The sequence below is a fragment of the Pseudomonas sp. Irchel s3a12 genome (assembly GCF_900187485.1).
Taxonomy (GTDB): Bacteria; Pseudomonadota; Gammaproteobacteria; order Pseudomonadales; family Pseudomonadaceae; genus Aquipseudomonas; species Aquipseudomonas neuropathica.
In genome coordinates this window covers 103,575-120,198 of record NZ_FYDN01000012.1, presented here as the reverse complement: position 1 = coordinate 120,198, position 16,624 = coordinate 103,575, and the positions used below count along the sequence as shown (strand labels likewise).

17 protein-coding genes are annotated in these 16,624 nt (G+C 60.2%); 2 read left to right on the top strand and 15 right to left on the bottom strand.

The genetic code is table 11. From position 1 onward, the window contains the following. Window positions 1-270: 270 nt before the first annotated feature. The 8 genes from CKW14_RS20600 to CKW14_RS20565 form a co-directional block, all read right to left on the bottom strand. On the bottom strand, window positions 271-576 hold the full coding sequence (locus tag CKW14_RS20600; RefSeq protein ID WP_034154117.1) for a DUF6482 family protein: 306 nt from the start codon (window positions 574-576) through the stop codon (window positions 271-273). A gap of 14 nt (window positions 577-590) precedes the next feature. Next, a complete protein-coding gene (locus tag CKW14_RS20595) occupies window positions 591-1,301 on the bottom strand; it encodes an SDR family NAD(P)-dependent oxidoreductase (RefSeq protein WP_095126017.1) in 711 nt (236 codons plus the stop codon). After that, window positions 1,298-1,840, bottom strand: coding sequence for a DUF3833 domain-containing protein (locus CKW14_RS20590; protein ID WP_095126016.1), 543 nt, complete (start codon window positions 1,838-1,840; stop codon window positions 1,298-1,300). The genes CKW14_RS20595 and CKW14_RS20590 overlap by 4 nt, the downstream gene beginning before the upstream one ends. A gap of 81 nt (window positions 1,841-1,921) precedes the next feature. Then, window positions 1,922-2,479: a GTP cyclohydrolase I FolE gene (gene folE, locus CKW14_RS20585; RefSeq protein WP_034154114.1), complete on the bottom strand. Its 558-nt coding sequence runs from the start codon at window positions 2,477-2,479 to the stop codon at window positions 1,922-1,924. A 314-nt stretch (window positions 2,480-2,793) separates the two neighbouring features. After that, entirely contained in the window at window positions 2,794-3,696 is a 903-nt protein-coding gene (locus CKW14_RS20580; RefSeq protein ID WP_095049020.1) for a bestrophin family protein, read from the bottom strand. Window positions 3,697-3,812: 116 nt separating this feature from the next. Next, window positions 3,813-4,625: a DUF1206 domain-containing protein gene (locus tag CKW14_RS20575; RefSeq protein WP_095049019.1), complete on the bottom strand. Its 813-nt coding sequence runs from the start codon at window positions 4,623-4,625 to the stop codon at window positions 3,813-3,815. A 118-nt stretch (window positions 4,626-4,743) separates the two neighbouring features. Next, on the bottom strand, window positions 4,744-5,742 hold the full coding sequence (locus CKW14_RS20570; protein ID WP_095126081.1) for an NADP-dependent oxidoreductase: 999 nt from the start codon (window positions 5,740-5,742) through the stop codon (window positions 4,744-4,746). 107 nt (window positions 5,743-5,849) lie between these two features. Next, on the bottom strand, window positions 5,850-6,638 hold the full coding sequence (locus CKW14_RS20565; RefSeq protein ID WP_034154110.1) for an SDR family oxidoreductase: 789 nt from the start codon (window positions 6,636-6,638) through the stop codon (window positions 5,850-5,852). A 223-nt stretch (window positions 6,639-6,861) separates the two neighbouring features. Here CKW14_RS20565 and CKW14_RS20560 point away from each other — a divergent pair, with 223 nt between their 5' ends. After that, window positions 6,862-7,449, top strand: a complete 588-nt coding sequence (locus CKW14_RS20560) for a TetR/AcrR family transcriptional regulator (protein ID WP_176471314.1) — start codon at window positions 6,862-6,864, stop codon at window positions 7,447-7,449. A gap of 9 nt (window positions 7,450-7,458) precedes the next feature. Here CKW14_RS20560 and CKW14_RS20555 read toward each other — a convergent pair whose 3' ends face one another. The 5 genes from CKW14_RS20555 to CKW14_RS20535 form a co-directional block, all read right to left on the bottom strand. Next, on the bottom strand, window positions 7,459-8,463 hold the full coding sequence (locus tag CKW14_RS20555; protein ID WP_095126014.1) for an XdhC family protein: 1,005 nt from the start codon (window positions 8,461-8,463) through the stop codon (window positions 7,459-7,461). A 12-nt stretch (window positions 8,464-8,475) separates the two neighbouring features. Beyond that, window positions 8,476-9,828, bottom strand: coding sequence for a cytochrome c (locus CKW14_RS20550; protein ID WP_095126013.1), 1,353 nt, complete (start codon window positions 9,826-9,828; stop codon window positions 8,476-8,478). Window positions 9,829-9,845: 17 nt separating this feature from the next. Next, a complete protein-coding gene (locus CKW14_RS20545) occupies window positions 9,846-12,098 on the bottom strand; it encodes a xanthine dehydrogenase family protein molybdopterin-binding subunit (RefSeq protein ID WP_095126012.1) in 2,253 nt (750 codons plus the stop codon). Further along, window positions 12,098-12,553: a (2Fe-2S)-binding protein gene (locus tag CKW14_RS20540; RefSeq protein WP_007955170.1), complete on the bottom strand. Its 456-nt coding sequence runs from the start codon at window positions 12,551-12,553 to the stop codon at window positions 12,098-12,100. Before CKW14_RS20540 ends, CKW14_RS20545 begins: the two co-directional genes overlap by 1 nt. Window positions 12,554-12,630: 77 nt before the next feature. Then, window positions 12,631-13,563: an AraC family transcriptional regulator gene (locus CKW14_RS20535; RefSeq protein WP_095126011.1), complete on the bottom strand. Its 933-nt coding sequence runs from the start codon at window positions 13,561-13,563 to the stop codon at window positions 12,631-12,633. Window positions 13,564-13,792: 229 nt separating this feature from the next. Here CKW14_RS20535 and CKW14_RS20530 point away from each other — a divergent pair, with 229 nt between their 5' ends. After that, window positions 13,793-15,016: an MFS transporter gene (locus tag CKW14_RS20530; RefSeq protein ID WP_095126010.1), complete on the top strand. Its 1,224-nt coding sequence runs from the start codon at window positions 13,793-13,795 to the stop codon at window positions 15,014-15,016. Between the two features lie 37 nt (window positions 15,017-15,053). On the opposite strand, the gene CKW14_RS20525 is transcribed toward CKW14_RS20530, so the two are convergent. After that, complete coding sequence (locus CKW14_RS20525; RefSeq protein WP_095126009.1) at window positions 15,054-15,515, bottom strand: hypothetical protein; 462 nt, start codon at window positions 15,513-15,515, stop codon at window positions 15,054-15,056. 170 nt (window positions 15,516-15,685) lie between these two features. Further along, window positions 15,686-16,600, bottom strand: a complete 915-nt coding sequence (locus CKW14_RS20520; RefSeq protein ID WP_095126008.1) for a LysR family transcriptional regulator — start codon at window positions 16,598-16,600, stop codon at window positions 15,686-15,688. Between the last annotated feature and the right edge of the window lie 24 nt (window positions 16,601-16,624).

The window sequence follows — 16,624 nt, the reverse complement described above, 5'->3', positions numbered from 1 at the left end:
TAAATCACTAATTCAGTAATAAAGTGTTGTTGGATTTTTGATAACCCGCTTGGGCCGTAAATAGCGCTCTAACAGGCTTCAGCAGAGCTTTTGAAAACCTGCAAAAGACGCCGTTTTGTCAGAAAAAATCATGGTTATGACAGCATTTCTATTTTGCTGTTTTCAGTCAGCCAACAACGTTCAACTGACGCACGGCCCTAAAACCAGCTTAGCGGGTACGCGACAAATGGGGCGGCCCCGCTCGTTACCAGTTGATGTGCGTGGTTCGACTCATACGGGCGTAGTGAGCGAAAACGGAATGCGCAGCTCTTCGACAGGCCCTGAATCGCGCCCGCACATTTCGTCGTGCACGCATTGCTGCACCAGTACGCAGGGAAAGGCCGGCACAGTCTGTAGCAAGTCCCGCAGGTGGGTGATCGAACGCAGGTGCATCGGCTTGGCCGCGTCATCCAGCAGGGTGAACTGGCCGTGATCCAGGCGGATCCGCGCCAGATAAAAACCACCTTCGAGCGACAGCAGCTCCAGTTCACGTATTTCACTGTTGGCCGCACGTTCGGTGAGGGCTTGCAGGTTCATGCTTCACTCCTTGCCTACCAGGGTAGGCGTTCTCCATCGTAGGCAAAGAAATGGCCGCTGTCGGCCGGCGTCAACTGGTCTATCAAGGTCAGTAACTGTTCAGCGGCAACGTCTGCCGGACGGGCGCTGGAGGCGCCGCGAAAAGGTTGCGACAACCCCGACACCACCGTGCCCGGGTGCAGACTGAGCAAGCGACTCTGCGGGCGCGTGCGTGCCAGTTCGATGGCGGCGGTCTTGATCAGCATGTTCAGCGCAGCCTTGGAGGCGCGGTAGGCGTACCAGCCGCCCAATCGGTTGTCGCCAATGCTCCCGACCTTGGCCGAAAGCATCGCCATCGCTCCCCGAGGATCGAGCAGTGGCAGGAAATGGCGCAACACCAATGCCGGTCCCAGCGTGTTCACTTGAAACACGGTTTGCAGCGCATCCGGATCGATTGCGCTGAAGCTTTTTTCCGGTTTGATCCCTTCGCGATGGAGCAGACCGGCCGCGTGGATGATCAGTTGATACGGCGCTTCGCCTGCCAGTTCGGTGGCGGCACTGGCAATCGTTTCGGGCCGTTCAAGGTCGAGCGCGGGGAGCGTACGGCGCCCCAGCGCACGAACGTCGGCACAGCGCGGATCCTGTTTCAGCCGTTGGCAAAAGGCTGTGCCGAGGGCGCCACTGGCGCCGATCACCAGCGCGCGATAACCGTCGCCGAGCGAGGCCAGGGTCAATGCGCGGTTCATTCGCTGACTCCGGCACCCTGGCGACGGAAGAACAATGTCACCTGTCCGACCTCTACGCCGAATTTGGACATGCTGGTGCGGTTGATCAACGTGTCCTCGTCCATCAAGTACATCCAGTCGTCCATGCTCATTTCGTAAGTCGAGTCATCGACCGGCAGGTTCAGGCGATAACGCCAGTGCAACGTGTTGCCCGCGACCTGGCCCTCGGCGACACCCACCACGTCAGCCGCGCGACCGCTCCAACGCCCCTGGCCTTCAGGCGTGAGGGTCCAGACGCGGCGTTGGCGGGTGCCGTCGCTGTACAGGAAGCGCTCGTCGAGAATCAGGTTGTTGCCCTCACGCCGGCTGACGATGTTGACCTCAAAACGCTTGGCCACCTCACCGCTGCGCTTCTGAAACATCCCCCAGGCTTTGACGGGCTGGCTGAAAAAGCGCTGCAGGTCCAAGGCCGGTTGTTGCTCGGCATAACGGGCAACATCTACGCTGCCGCAGCTTGCGACGCTGAGTATCAGTGCCAATAACAGCAGAAATCGGGTCATCGCCTAACTCCCTGAAACACACAAGTGAAGAGGGTGAGATTCGAACTATCGGCTTGTACAGTGACTGTCCCCTGTATAGCTTTATCGACGTCCGATCAGTTGCAGGAACTCCTGCCGTGTCGTCGAACTATCCCGGAAAGCCCCCAGCATCACGGAGGAGGTCATGACCGAATTCTGCTTCTCAACGCCGCGCATCATCATGCACATGTGCCGCGCTTCAATGACCACCGCCACACCGGCGGCATCGGTGATCTGCTGAATGGCGTCGGCAATCTGCCGCGTGAGGTTTTCCTGGATCTGCAGGCGCCGCGCGAACATGTCTACCACCCGCGCGACCTTCGACAGCCCCAGCACCCGGCCGGTGGGGATGTATGCGACATGTGCCTTGCCGATAAAGGGCAGCATGTGGTGCTCGCACAAGGAATACAGCTCGATGTCGCTGACGATCACCATTTCATCGCTCTGCGACTCGAACAGGGCACCGTTGGTGACGTCTTCCAGGCTCATCGTGTAGCCATTGCACAGGTACTGCATCGCTTTGGCGGCGCGCTGGGGTGTGTCCAACAGACCTTCGCGCTCGGGGTTCTCACCGACGCCGACGAGAATTTCACGGTAATGGCTGGCTAATAGTGGGTTCATTCAAGGTGCTCGCGGCAGTGCTGTGCGTGAGGCCAATCCATAGCGAAAGAGTTGTACGCAACGAAGTGCTTTGTATAGGTTTTATTGAAGATAGGCTGAAAAAAATCACCTGACAATGAATCGGCAATCTTTTTTATGCAGATGCGAAAACCTCACATCGCAAAATGTGAGGTGGCGCGAGGAGCGGGAAGGGGGGGATGACAGTGAGCGCTACGGCAGAAGCAGGAGCGCGGGGCACAACCAAGCGATGTTGTGCGGCGTTCTGATTGATTTGGAAACCGTCAGACATCCTGACGGTTCCCGATTGCTGCACCTCAAGCGTTCTCTGCAAGCCTGCGCACGTCACCCAGGGAGTCACGCTGCATCGACTGCAGGTTCTTTTCGATGGTTTCGCACAGCGCTTCCATCTGAATCTGATGCTCGCTGTGGCGAAACGGACTTTGCAGATCGGTGCCGATGCGCTCGATGGCCAGCAGCATAAAGCCCACCACGGTCGACGCCAGCGGCGTGAACCAGCCCAGGGATTCCACTAGTCCGATCGGTACGATCAGGCAGAACAGCGAAATAAACAGCCGCGGAAAATACACATAAGGGTAGGGCAGCGGCGTATTCGCAATCCGCTCCATGCCACCCTGGCTGTTGGACAAGTCCACCAGCGTCGATTCCAGCCGCGCCAGGCGAATGCTGTCGAGGCGCCCGGCCTTGTATTCCCGAGCGAGCAAAGTCGCCGAGCCAGTGAGGATGTCGTTGGCAAAGTTATTGGTGGTGCCGCTGCGGGCGAACTCCTCGGCGGGAATGAACGCGCGGACTTCCTCAGGGCAAGGCTGGCCTTGCAAATGCGCTGCGAGGCAATTCACATAGGCGACGTGGCGGCGTAATAGAGTCGACTTGACCGGATTGACCTCGTTGTCAGCGTCATCCAGCAACGTCAGCACCTGCCGGGCGAAACTGCGCGAATTGTTGATCATCGAACCCCACAGCGTCCGTGCTTCCCACCAGCGGTTGTAGGCGCTGCTGTTGCGGAAACTGATCAACACAATCAACGCCGAACCCAATAAAGTCAGGGGCATGAGGGGTAAATTCAGCTTGGTGTTGAGAAACAACATGAAGTCGACAGTGACAGCGATGTCCCAGAGCAACAGCCAGAACAAGGCCCAGCCGACGTAGCCCAGCGTTTTGATGATCAATCGGTATTTTCTGACGATGGCAGCTTTCAAACGGAAACCTCGTGGCGAGCGGTAAGCGTTAACGCTTTAGCTCGGACGCTGTTTTCGGGGGAAAGGTTCGCTCATCGATGCAGCGCCCGAGTGATCACCGGCAAAGACGTTACACGCTATGTGCTCGATACGCCTGGCACATCCATATTGATCTTGCGCCAGCAAGCTTCCGACAGACTGTAGACCGAGAACGCCATCAGCCCCAGGGCTATTACCATCAAGATCAGCCAGCCAGCGGGTAGATTCTGCAGCGCATCGAGCGCTTCCTTCATACCCGGGGGATCCATGGCCCGATAGGTAGAGCCGCTGATTGCCAGGAGCAATGCGATCTCGATAAACACGACGCCGCGCGCGATCAGGCCAAACCGCGAGACCGGGCGGACGTAGCGCATGACCTCTTCGTCGGCCTCGAAATACTTCTCGAACGACGCTTTCCAGCCCTTGATGATGTGAGCAATGCCTACACCGAGCGGCACGAGGGCGATCAGGTACACCAGCCAGTTCGAATGTTCCCAGGACAGAAGATTCGCCAGCCAGTCTTTGGTTTGTCCTGCGGAATTGCCCGAGCTTTTAATCCCGCTGATGAGCAGGCCCAATGCAAAGAACGCCAGAGCACCGTTGACCAGACCTCCCACAAACAACCCTGTGCGGATCACCAGACCTTTGAGTTTTGTGCCGTGATGATCGACATCACGCGTTGCCTGCAGGACACGCCAGGCGGCAAATGCGAGCAGTCCCGCCACGACAAGTCCAACCAGAAAATAGCCGAATGGCTGGCCTAACAAGGCTTCCAGACTCTTGTGGCTGTCCTTCGGTTTAGTCGAATCCTGGGCTGCCAGCAACGCAAAGATACCGATGATCAGATAAAGCATTCCTCGGGCGGCATAGCCTCCCCGAGCGAGGAGTACGAGGTTGCGTTGCGCGGACATGGGGGTATTCCTGAGAGGTTATAAGAGAGCAGACCCTTCTTGCCGGGAGGGGTTCTATGACCTGTCGAAGAACGCCGTGAGCGGATTTCCATAGATGACTCAGCAATAGCCGGAATCGTCATTTGATCGAAACAACGACCTTGCCCTTGGCGCGTCCCTGCTCGACGTATTTCAACGCCTCTGCTGTAGATTCAAAGGGGAACGTTCGATCAATCACCGGTTTGATGATGCCGGCCTCGACCAGTGCGCTGATCTGCTGCAGTTGGGCGCCGTTGGCGCGCATGAACACGAATGCGTAATTGACGTCCTGCTTGCGTGCCTTGCGCCGAATGCCGAGGCTCAACAGGCGCATGACCTGCTGCAAGGGCCAGGACAAACCTTGCTCCTGTGCGAATTGCGCGGTGGGTGGCCCAGAGATGGAAATCAGCTGGCCACCGGGCTTGAGCACCTTGATTGACTTCTCCAGGACATCAGAACCGAGGCTGTTCAACACCACGTCGTAGTCGTGCAAGACACTTTCGAAGTTCTGCTGTTTGTAGTCGATCACCACGTCAGCCCCTAGCACCTTGACCCATTCGACATTCGCGGTGCTAGTGGTTGTGGCGACAAAGGCGCCGAGGTGTTTGGCAAGCTGAATGGCAACGGTGCCGACGCCGCCGGAGCCGGCGTGAATCAGTACTTTCTGGCCTTTTTTCAGCTGGGCGGTTTCGACCAGCACTTGCCAGGCGGTCAGTGCCACCAAGGGCAGGGAAGCAGCCTGTGCCATGTCGGTATTGGCCGGTTTGAGGGCAATCGCATTTTCGTTCACGGCGATCAACTCAGCGAAGGTGCCGATTCGTGCTTCGGGTGGGCGAGCGTACACCTCGTCTCCCGGTTTGAAGCGTGTCACTTGCGTGCCGACTTCAGTCACCACGCCTGCCAGATCGTTGCCCAGAATCAATGGAAACGCGTAGGGGAGGATCAACTTGAATTCGCCGGTGCTGATCTTCGAGTCCAGCACGTTGACGCTGCTGGCATGGACCTCGATCAAGACGTCGTGAGAACCCACTGCCGGGACCGGCGCGTCGCCGATGCGCCCGGTGTGTTTGCCATAGCGATCAATCAAAAAAGCTTTCATCGAGGTGCGGCTCTTGTCGGTGTACGGATGGTAGTCGGTGCGTTGCGGATTCGATGCAGCGCCTTGTGACTGCATCTAATCTGCCGCGCATGCTCGCTAGCTGAGGATCACTCTGGCGTCTGGTAGCGCTGGGCAACCTCAGATTGGCGGATTTGCCCGATCAGGCCCAGCCGTGCGCCCTGCAGGGCATCCCAGCGCTCTGCTTCGTGCAGCGGCGGAATGGTCACCGGTTCGCGACGATCGAAGCCGACGAGCGCAGCATCCACCAGATCACCCACCTCCATGATTTCGCTCAAGGTGTTGATGTCGACGCCGGAGCGATCCCAGATTTCCGTGCGTGTGGCGGCCGGCAACACGGCCTGCACGTAGACACCCTGAGGCGACAGTTCCAGGCTCAGTCCTTGGGACAGGAACAATACAAACGCCTTGGTCGCGCCGTAGACCGTCATGCCGAACTCCGGTGCGAGGCCAACTACCGAACCGATGTTGATGATCGCACCGTCACCGGCCTTGGCCAGGCGTGGAGCGATGGCGCTGGCAAGCCGCACCAGTGCGGTGGTGTTGAGGGCGACCAGTTGCGCCACTTTGTCGGTGCTTTGCTCGACGAAATGGCCGGACAGCGCCGCGCCGGCGTTATTGACGAGGACGCCGATACGGGCATCGTCGCGCAGGCGGTTTTCAACAGTGGTCAGATCGCCGGGTTGGGTCAGGTCCGCCGGGATCACATCGACGGCGACGTCATGCTCGCTGCGCAAGCGCGCAGCCAGTGCATCCAGGCGCGCCTGATCGCGGGCGACCAGCACCAGATCGTGGCCGCGTTGCGCAAAGCGTTCGGCGTAGACCGCGCCGATGCCGGTGGAGGCGCCAGTGATCAGAACAGTAGGGCGAGTGCTCATGGTTTATCTCTCTTTGAGGGTGTGAGAAGCAGAACGCGCTCAGCTTGCGCTGATGCTCGATTCAGCCAGCGGCGATTGAGGTTGTTCCGTGCCCGTTGATGAAGATCGATGGTGCGAGCAATTAGGATGATGATCTAAATCTAAACTGTCAACGGTTTTGATTATGGCCAACATCTATGTATCATCGGACGCAGGATTTCCCCGGAAACACGAGGTATTGCACGTGAGAGTGACCAAGGCCCAGGCGCAGGCCAATCGAGAACACATCGTTGAAACCGCCTCAGAGCTGTTCCGTGAGCGCGGCTTTGACGGCGTCGGCGTGGCGGACCTCATGGCGGCCGCCGGTTTTACCCATGGTGGTTTCTATAAACATTTCGGGTCGAAGGCCGACCTGATGGCCGAAGCCTCGGCGTGCAGTCTGGCCAAATCGCTGACAGCCGCCCAAGCGCTGGATGTTCCGGGCTTCATCAACGTCTATGTGAACAGAGAACATCGCGACGGACGCGGCGACGGTTGCACCATGGCCGCGTTGGGCGGCGACGCGGCGCGTCAGTCGGATGAGGTGAAAGCGACGTTTGCCGAGGGCATTGAGCACACCCTGCAAACCCTGGGCGAGAAATACCCGAGCGGGCCGGATGCCGAGGCGGGTGAGGGGCGCAAGAAGATGATTGACCTGCTGTCGCGGGCCGTCGGCGCGATTATCCTGTCGCGTGCCTGCCCGGATGATTCCGCGCTGGCAGACGAGATTCTTGAGGTATGCCGCGCAGAAATGCTCGCTTCGTTGCCGACCGAAAACGCCGTCGCAGAGTAGCAGCGCGGCTCATTCAGCGAGCGCTTTGGCCCTGACGATGGAGAACGCTTGCGGCAGCTGGGCGCCATTCTTCGCCGCAAGAATCTCGGCCATCACGCTGACGGCGATTTCCGCAGGCGTCTTGCTGCCGATGTAGAGGCCGATCGGCCCGTGTAGACGCGCAAGCGACGCCTCGGTCTCGCCAAAATGCTCGATCAGGCGTTCGCGACGCAGCTGGCTGTTGCGCCGCGAGCCGATGGCACCGATGTAGAACGCCGGGCCGTGCAGCGCTTCGAGCAAGGCCAGATCGTCGAGTTTGGGGTCATGACTCAAGGCGACGATGCAGGTGCGCAGATCGACCGCGAAGTCGCGGACCACGTCGTCCGGCATGCCGACAATGCGCTCCACACCGTCTACCGCCCAAGTCTCGATGTACTCGGGACGCGGATCGCACACCGCCACCTTGAAACCGTTGAACAAGGCCATGGTCGCCAGATACTCGGCCAGCGCGCCGGCACCGATCATCAGCATTCGATAGCCCGGCCCCAAGGTGTTGAGCATCTGCACGCCATCGAAGCTGAACTGTTCCGGCGTTGCGGTCGGTTCGAGCATCACCTGACCAGACTCCAACGCCAGACGACGGCGAACCAGTTGCCCGGCGTCCAGTTGCGTCAGCAGTTCATCGAGCGACTGCCACGCCGGGTTGAACTCAAGGATCAGTTCAAGCGTGCCACCGCACGGCAAGCCAAAGCGATGCGCTTCATCGGCGCTGACGCCATAGCGCACCACTTGCGGCGCGCTGTCGCTAAAAGCGCTGCCGCCATGGGCCGTGGTATAGCGATGGATCAGATCGTCCTCGATGCAGCCGCCGGACACACTGCCCACCACGCGACCATCGTCACGCAAAGCCATCATCGAACCGGTCGGACGCGGTGAAGAACCCCAGGTGCGCGCCACCGTGGCGAGCAATACACGCTCGCCAGCGGCAAGCCAGTCCCGCGCTGTGCGCAGGACCAGCAAGTCGATGCTTTCCATCAGTGTCTCCTCTTAGCGCATCTGCAGAATGATCGGGCTGCTGCTGGCCGGATCGGTGTGTTCACGCAGTTTGCCCACCGTCTGCGCATCAACCGCAGTGCTTTGGTTGCCCCAGGTGCTGCGCATGAAGGTCAGCACTTCGGCGATCTGCTGATCCGACAGCTGTTCACGGAAGGCCGGCATGCGATAGGCATCCGGCACGCCAGCCGCGACGACACGCTGCGAGCCATTGAGGGTGATGTTGATCGCCGAGGCGCTTTCCTTGGCCAGTGCAGAAGTCGCGCCGGCCAGCGGCGGCATCCATTCGGACTGGCCCTTGCCGTCCAGACCATGGCAGGAAGCACAGCGCGTCACGTAGGTATGAGCACCGGGCGAGTCGAGACGCTCCGCCGCCGAAACCGCTTGATACTGCCAAGGCTCGCCATCGCGCTGGCGGTCGCCAGGCAAGGACTTCAGGTAGTGGGCAATCGCGGTCAGATCGTCATCGGTCATGAACTGCGTGGAGTTGTTGAATGCTTCGGTCATCGAGCCGTAGACCACCGCATGTTTGTTGCGACCGGTCTTGAGGAACTGGACGATCTCCGGTTCGCTCCAGCGGCCCAGCCCGGTGTTGTGATCATCACGCAGGCTCGGTGCGTACCAGCCATCGAGCAAAGCGCCAGCGAGGTATGGCTTACCGGCCTCATCCAGTGCCTTTTCGTTGAACGCCAAACCGCGCGGCGTGTGGCAACTGCCGCAATGCCCGGCGCCTTGAACGAGGTAAGCGCCACGGTTCCAGCGTTCATCCTGCGAGGGTTTCGCCGCATAAGGCTCGGCGTCGACAAACACGCCATTCCACAGCGCAATCGGCCAGCGCAGGTTCAGTGGAAACGGAATCGCACTGGGGATGTTCGCCTGTTTCACCGGCGCCACGCCTTTCATGAAGAACGCATACAGCGCACGCACATCGTCATCACTGAGCTTGGCGTAGGACGGGTAGGGCATCGCCGGGTACAGACGGCGACTGTCGGGCGCCACGCCGTGGCGCACCGCTCGGTCGAAGTCCGCCAGGCTGTAGTGGCCGATGCCGGTTTCCGTGTCCGGGGTGATATTGGTCGCATGGATTGAGCCCAGCGGTGTGGCCATTTCCAGGCCGCCAGCGAATGGCGCGCCCCCTGGCACGCTGTGGCAGGCCACGCAATCGCTGAGCCGGGCGACGTATTCGCCACGGGCGACCAGTGCCGGATCGATGTCGGCCACGGCGATCTGATGGGTTTCCAGGCGCGAGACAGGCTCGCGGGTGACATACCAGGCCAGCAGGCCTGCCGCGACCAGGCACGGCACTGCCAGCCAGCCAGCGGTTCTTGCGAATCGGCTGTTATTCATGGACGCTCCGGCGCTGATCAAGTGAAGGTGTGTCGGCTCATGGGCAGGCTGCGCACCCGCTGACCGGTTAGCCTTGCCACCGCGTTAGCGACGGCGGGCGCGACCGCAGGCAGCGGCGGTTCACCGATGCCACCCATTTTTTCGCCACTCTCGACCACACGCACATGGACCCGAGCCATCCGCGCAGGCGGCAGGATCGGATACAAGTCGTAGTTGCGCGCCCGGGGTTTGCCATCAATCCACACGGCTTCTTCCACCAGGGTTTGCGACAGCCCCAGCGCCACGGCGCCATTGACCTGAGCCTCGACGATCGCTGGGTTGACGATGCTGCCCGGGTCAATCGCTTGCCAGATATCGTGCACCTTGACTTGGCCGTTCTCGATGGACACCTCGGCGATCACCGCGGTCTCCGTACCGAACGGCGAAGCCATGGCCACGCCGCGCGCACGTTTGCTGCCATCCTCGGCGGTAAACGGCCCGCGCTTCCAGCCTCCGGATAGCTCACCCACCGCTTGCAGCAGAGTGGTCAAGCGCTTGTTGTCGCGTAACAGATGCAGGCGCAAATCGAACGGGTCTTTGCCGCCCTTGTCGGCCAGTTCGTCGAGGAACGATTCATAGAAGAAGTCGTTGAGCGAATTGCCCACCGAACGCCAGTAACCGAGCATGGCCGGGCCTTTGACGTAGATCTGCGCGATGCGCTTGTTAGGGATCGCGTAGGACTTGCCGGACAAGCCTTCAAGTGCCGTCGGATCAAGCTTCTCACCCTGCTTGCCGGCGAGGGCTTCGGTCGGGCCTTCGGTGGCACTGATCGCTTCGATTGCCAGCGGCCAGCCGTCGCTGTCCAGTGCGGCACGGAAATTCACTGCGGCAACGGGACGAAGCACGTCACGCAGGAACTCTTCTTCGCGACTCCAGATCAGTTTGACCGGGCGGCCAACCGCTTGCGCCAGCGCGATCGCCTGCGGATAGGGACTGGCCGAATCGTAGAGGAAATGCCGGCCAAAGAACCCGCCCAGCAGCGGCGAATGCAAGGTGATGCGCGAAATATCGAGGCCCGTGCGTTTGGCGATGTCCGCACGGAACATGTCCGGCGCCTGATTCGGCAACCAGACTTCCAGCGAACCGTCCGGGTTGAATCGCGCCAGTGCCGACGGCGGCTCCAACTGCCCGTGGTTCAGGTATTGGTTGTGGTAAGTGGCGTCGATCCGGGTCTTGGTTTCCTTGAGAATCGCCGCCACGTCGCCTTCATGTTCATCATCTTTGGCCGGGCCTTTATCTTCCGCGAGGCGCTTGAACCAGGCAACGCTGGAAAAGTCGGCGGGCATCGGCCGCACTTTGCTGTCGGCCGTTGGCTCTTGCCAGTTGACCTGGATCGCCTCGACAGCACGTTTGGCGTGCCACCAGCGCTCGGCGACTACCGCCACGGCACCCGGCAGACGATGCACGGAATGCACGCCTTTCATTGCCTTGACCTGCTCTTCGTTGCGCAAAGTGCCGACCGTCATGCCCAGGCGCGGGGCATGTTGCACGGCGGCATGGAGCATGTCGTCGACCTTCAGATCGATGCTGTAGAGCGCCTTGCCGGTGGACTTGTCGTAGGCATCGAGGCGCTTCACCGGTTTGCCGATCCAGCGGAACTGGCTCGGATCACGCAGCTTCACGGAGGCCGGATCGGGAACCGGCAGATCCATCGCGCGCTCGGCCAGTTCACCGTAAGCCAGCGAGCGGCCCGACTTGGCGTGCACGACTTTGCCTGGCTCGGTGGTCAATTCACTTACCGGCACGCCAAGTTGCTGCGCGCCCGCCTGCAATAACATGGCGCGGGCAAGGGCGCCGAGGCGGCGCATCACCGGGTAACTCATGCGCACCGACATGCTGCCGCCGGTGATGCGCATGCCGTTTTCCAACACCACATAGGCTTCGCCGGGCGGCGCCGCTTCGACCAGGAAGGTCGCCGGGTCGGCATCCAGTTCTTCACCGACAATCTGCGCCATTGCCGTGAAAGTGCCTTGTCCGCCTTCCATGAACGGGCAGAGCAAACGCACGCGATTGTCCGGACGGATCTCGAGAAACGCCGGGACCTGCGTGCCGCGCTCAGCCGTCGCCGTTGCAACGGCAGCTTGCACGCGTGTCGCACCCAGCGGCAGACCGAATCCGAGAACCAGAGCGCCGACGGCGGTGCCGGTGAGAAAACGTCTGCGCGAAACATTGATCGGTTCGTGCAGATCCAATACCGAGGCTTGCTGTGAAGGGTCGATACGAACGTTCATCACGCTTCTCCCTTGCCGGCCAGTTCATGCACGGCTGCATGAATCGCGTTGTAAGTACCGCAGCGGCACAGATTGACCATCGCTGCCTCGATCTGCGCATCACTCGGTTTAGGGTTTTGTTTGAGCAGCGCAGTGGCGGCCATCACTTGCCCGGACTGGCAGTAACCGCACTGCGCGACTTGCAGATCGACCCAGGTCGAGACCACCCGTTTGCCCACGTCATCGCTTTCGATCGCCTCAATCGTGGTGACCTCGCGACCGACGACACCCGCCACCGGCGTGACGCACGAGCGCACGACGTTGCCATCCACCAGCACCGAGCAGGCGCCACATTGCGCCAGTCCGCAGCCGTACTTGGTCCCGGTCATGCCCAGATCATCGCGGATCACCCAGAGCAAGGGCGTATCGGCGTCGGCATCGACCTGATAGGTCTTCTGGTTGATTCGTAGTTCCATGATTCACCCGCTGATCATCGGTTGACGTGCATTGTTATGAGCGGTGACGCGCGGCGAGGCGCATCACCGGTTTTCGTTCAATTCGCGACTGTGCCGAGCGCTTCTGCCTCGAATGGCTGACCGCGCAGAAGGGCGATGTCACGACTCGGCGCGGTGCCGAACAGCCGGGCATATTCGCGGCTGAACTGCGAAGGACTTTCATAGCCAACCGCAAACGCCGCCCGCGAAACGTCGAGGCGCTCGACCAGCATCAGCCGGCGGGCCTCGTTCAGCCGCAGCCATTTCTGGTACTGCAACGGACTCATGCCGGTGAGCTGGCGGAAATGATGGTGAAAGGTCGGCGCGCTCATCTGCACCCGCGCGGCCAGATCGTCGATGCGCAGGGCATCGGTGTAGTTGACCTTGAGCCAGTCGATGGCCTTGGCAATGCGGTAACCCTGGCCATCGACGGCCGTGATCTGCCGCAGCCGTGCGCCTTGATCGGTGTGCAGCAGCCGATAGTGGATTTCGCGCAGAATCAGCGGCGCCAGCACGGGGATCGCCTCGGGTTCATCAAGCAATGCCAGCAGGCGATCGAGTGCGCCTTCCAGGGCAGACGACAGACTGCCAATCGCGGCGCCCGTGCCCGTTGCTGGCTGCCGCTTGGCCGGCAAGCCGCTCTTGGTGATGACCTCAGCGAGCATGCTGACATCCAGCTTCAGTACGAGGCCGACACAGGGCCGCTCGGGGCTGGCAAGCATCACTTCGGAGTTGGCGGGCAGATCCAGCGAAGTCACCAGAAACCGTGAAGGGTCATAGCTGTAGCCTTCACCACCGACCCACAAACGTTTTTCGCCGCGACCGACGAGAATCAGGCTGGGTTCGATCATGCACACCACGGGCGGCGCTGGCTGGTCGCGACGAAACAGCGACAGTCCGGGTATGGCCGTGGCGAAGTCACCCGGCGCACTCACGCGCGGGTCAATGTGCAACGCCAAAGGCGATTCCTCGGGCAGAAGGGTTGGGATCATGTCGGGTCACTCCTGTTGACTGAACTCTAATCCGCGCGCGAGACGTTTCCTATCCATCACCCTGCATCGCCAGAGGATCAGGCAAGCATTCAAGAGGAATGCGCTAGGGAAGGGCCGGATTGACCGGGAGAATGTGTCTATCTGTTACAGGGGCAGTGCCCGGATGGGCGTCAAACTGCTTGCCCCTGCGCATCACACCCACAGGTTTTTCGCACCACAGGTAGTTCCCATGACGTTTCCTTCTACAGATCCTTCTAAAAGAACAGGCGGCTGGAGCGCTGTGCTGGCCATGTCGCTGGCCGCATTCGCTTTGGTCGCTTCAGAATTCATGCCCGTCAGTCTGCTGACGCCGATTGCGGCTGACCTGCACATCACTGAAGGCCAGGCCGGACAGGGGATTTCCGTGTCCGGTGCCTTTGCCTTGATCACCAGTCTGTTGATTGCCTCGGTCGCCGCGCGCGTCGAACGCAAGAAGCTGCTGTTGGGCCTGACCTTGCTGATGATCGTCTCCGGTACGATCGTCGCGGTCGCGCCGGGTTACCCTTCATTCATGTTTGGACGTGCGTTGATCGGGATCGCGATTGGTGGTTTCTGGTCGCTGTCGGCGGCGACTGCAATACGTTTGGTGAAGCCTGAACAGGTTTCGCGAGCGCTGGCCATCGTCAATGGCGGTAACGCGCTGGCCACAGTCATCGCCGCTCCGGCGGGGAGCTTTCTTGGCTCGCTGATCGGCTGGCGCGGCGCATTCTTCTGTGTGGTTCCGGTAGCAGTGCTGGCCGCCGTGTGGCTGCTGATCAGCCTGCCGTCCTTTAAGGCCGAACGCCAGGCCGGTAGCGGCAACGTCCTGCGGCTGATGAAGCAATTGCCAGTGGCCTTGGGCATGGTCGCCGTCAGCGTCTTTTTCATGGGCCAGTTCATGCTGTTCACCTACCTGCGTCCCTTCCTTGAAGGCGTGACGGGCGTCAGTGTCTCGACGTTGTCCTTGATGCTGCTGGGGTTGGGACTGGCCGGTTTTATCGGCACTTTTTTGATCGAACGGTTCATGGGGCGCGGCCTCTATCGCACGCTGACCATCATCCCGCTGATCATGGCGGCCATCGCGCTGGCGTTGGTCAGCTTCGGCAAATCACCGGTACTCACCGCCGTATTGCTCGGACTCTGGGGACTGGTTGCTACCGCCGCGCCGGTCGGCTGGTGGACATGGCTGGCGCAAACACTGCCGGATGATGCGGAGGCTGGAGGTGGCTTGCTGGTGGCGATTGTCCAACTGGCGATCGCCGGCGGCGCGATCATTGGTGGTCTGGCTTTTGATCTGAGTGGTTATAAAGCTACGTTCGAGCTTAGCGCCGCGGTGTTGGTTGTCGCGTCGGTGTTGGCCTGGCTGGCGGGGCGCAATGCAACGGAGGTTCATCTTGTCGAGGCGACAGCTCATTCGGACGCCGTTTCCGGCTAAGCTGGGTCCCGATTTGTCTGATCACGTAGGAAGCTGCTCAGTGCACCAATGACGGTTGGGTCGCGACCGAGACAGTGAAGACCACGACAAACAGCACGACGAGTCCCCAGAACAACACCATGATTGTCAGCATGACGACCTTAAGGCCTTGATAAAGCCTGCGCAGCCAATGGCCTTCGGGTTTTGCTTCAGAACGGGTTCTGAGTAGGCCTTTCAAGTAAAAACCGAGGAGCGCCAACAGCGCGCCATCGATCGCCAGCGCAGGCAGGCCGGCTATGGGGAAAATGCTTTCCCACCGATAGAAAGAAGACCGGCTCAGAAAGACCACATAACAAGTCAGGCTGCCGTAGGGCAGTGCTCTCCACCATTTACCGGCCAGCGCCCCGACCATCAGGCACATGATCACCATGAACGGGCTGAGGAGAATATGGAGCATCCAGTCCAGTACGTTGGGCAAGTAGTCCGGGGAGTGGATGCTGCGCCAGAGGTATTCCAACATTGTTCGGGCTCCTGCCGTCCATGAAGTAAGTGCTGCTGCGGTGCTTCCGTGCTGCAGCACGGTATCGGCGTGTTTTCGGGTTACATAAGGGGGTTATGTGAATTGGGCAGGAACGGACGTTTGCAAAGGACCGGTTCCGCCCTGTAACCACCGTTTACACAGCTTGATCGCTAGAGTTCCAGCCAGTCAGAATGAAGGTACGGAAAGCGCTCTTGCAGCCACTCAATAAAAGCTTGAACCTGGGGCGCCAGATGAGTCCGGCTCGGGTATAGCAACGACACCGGGCGAGGGGCTGGCCGATAGGGTTTTAGAATCTCCACCAAACCGCGACTTTCCAAATGCTCGGCCACGGCGATCCCGGGCGCCTGAATTATTCCGAAGCCAGACACGCCACACTGAACGTACGCATTCGACTCGGTGACGGTGATGCCGGCGTCAGGCACAAAGGATCGATCCCGACCTTTTACCGAAAAATGCCAGGGCAATGTTCTGTTGCTCTGACCGGACAAGAAGTTGACGCCTCGATGGGAGGCCAGATCGTCAAGTGTCTTGGGTTCGCCATGTTCGTTCAAATACCCGGGCGCGGCACACGTCACCATCGTCGCCATCGCGACAGGGCGAGCGATCAACGTCGAATCAGGTAGATCGCCGATACGCAACGCACAGTCGACGCCTTCGCCGATCAAGTCGACGGCCCGATCAGTCACGCCCAGAACCATGTTGATACTGGGGTAGCAGACGGTGAATTCTTTAAGGCTATTGATGAATTTCATCTGCGCGAAGGCGCTCGGGATATCGACGCGCAGCCGGCCTGTGAGCGTTGCTCCTGATCGATCGAACATTGAGGTCGCAGCAGCAATACCCGCCAGAATTTCCTGTACCCGTTCATAGAATCTCTCGCCCTCGGCGGTGAGTGCGACCTTTCTCGTGGTGCGCTGGAACAAGCGCACGCCCAATGACGTTTCCAGCTCCTGGATATATCGAGTGACCTGAGGTCGCCCGATGTCTAGCGATTCGGCAGCTTTGGTAAAGCTGCCAAGTTCGGCAAGCCTGGCGAACAGGCGCATCGATTGAAGCAATTCCATGACGCTTTCCTGTGAACCCGAATG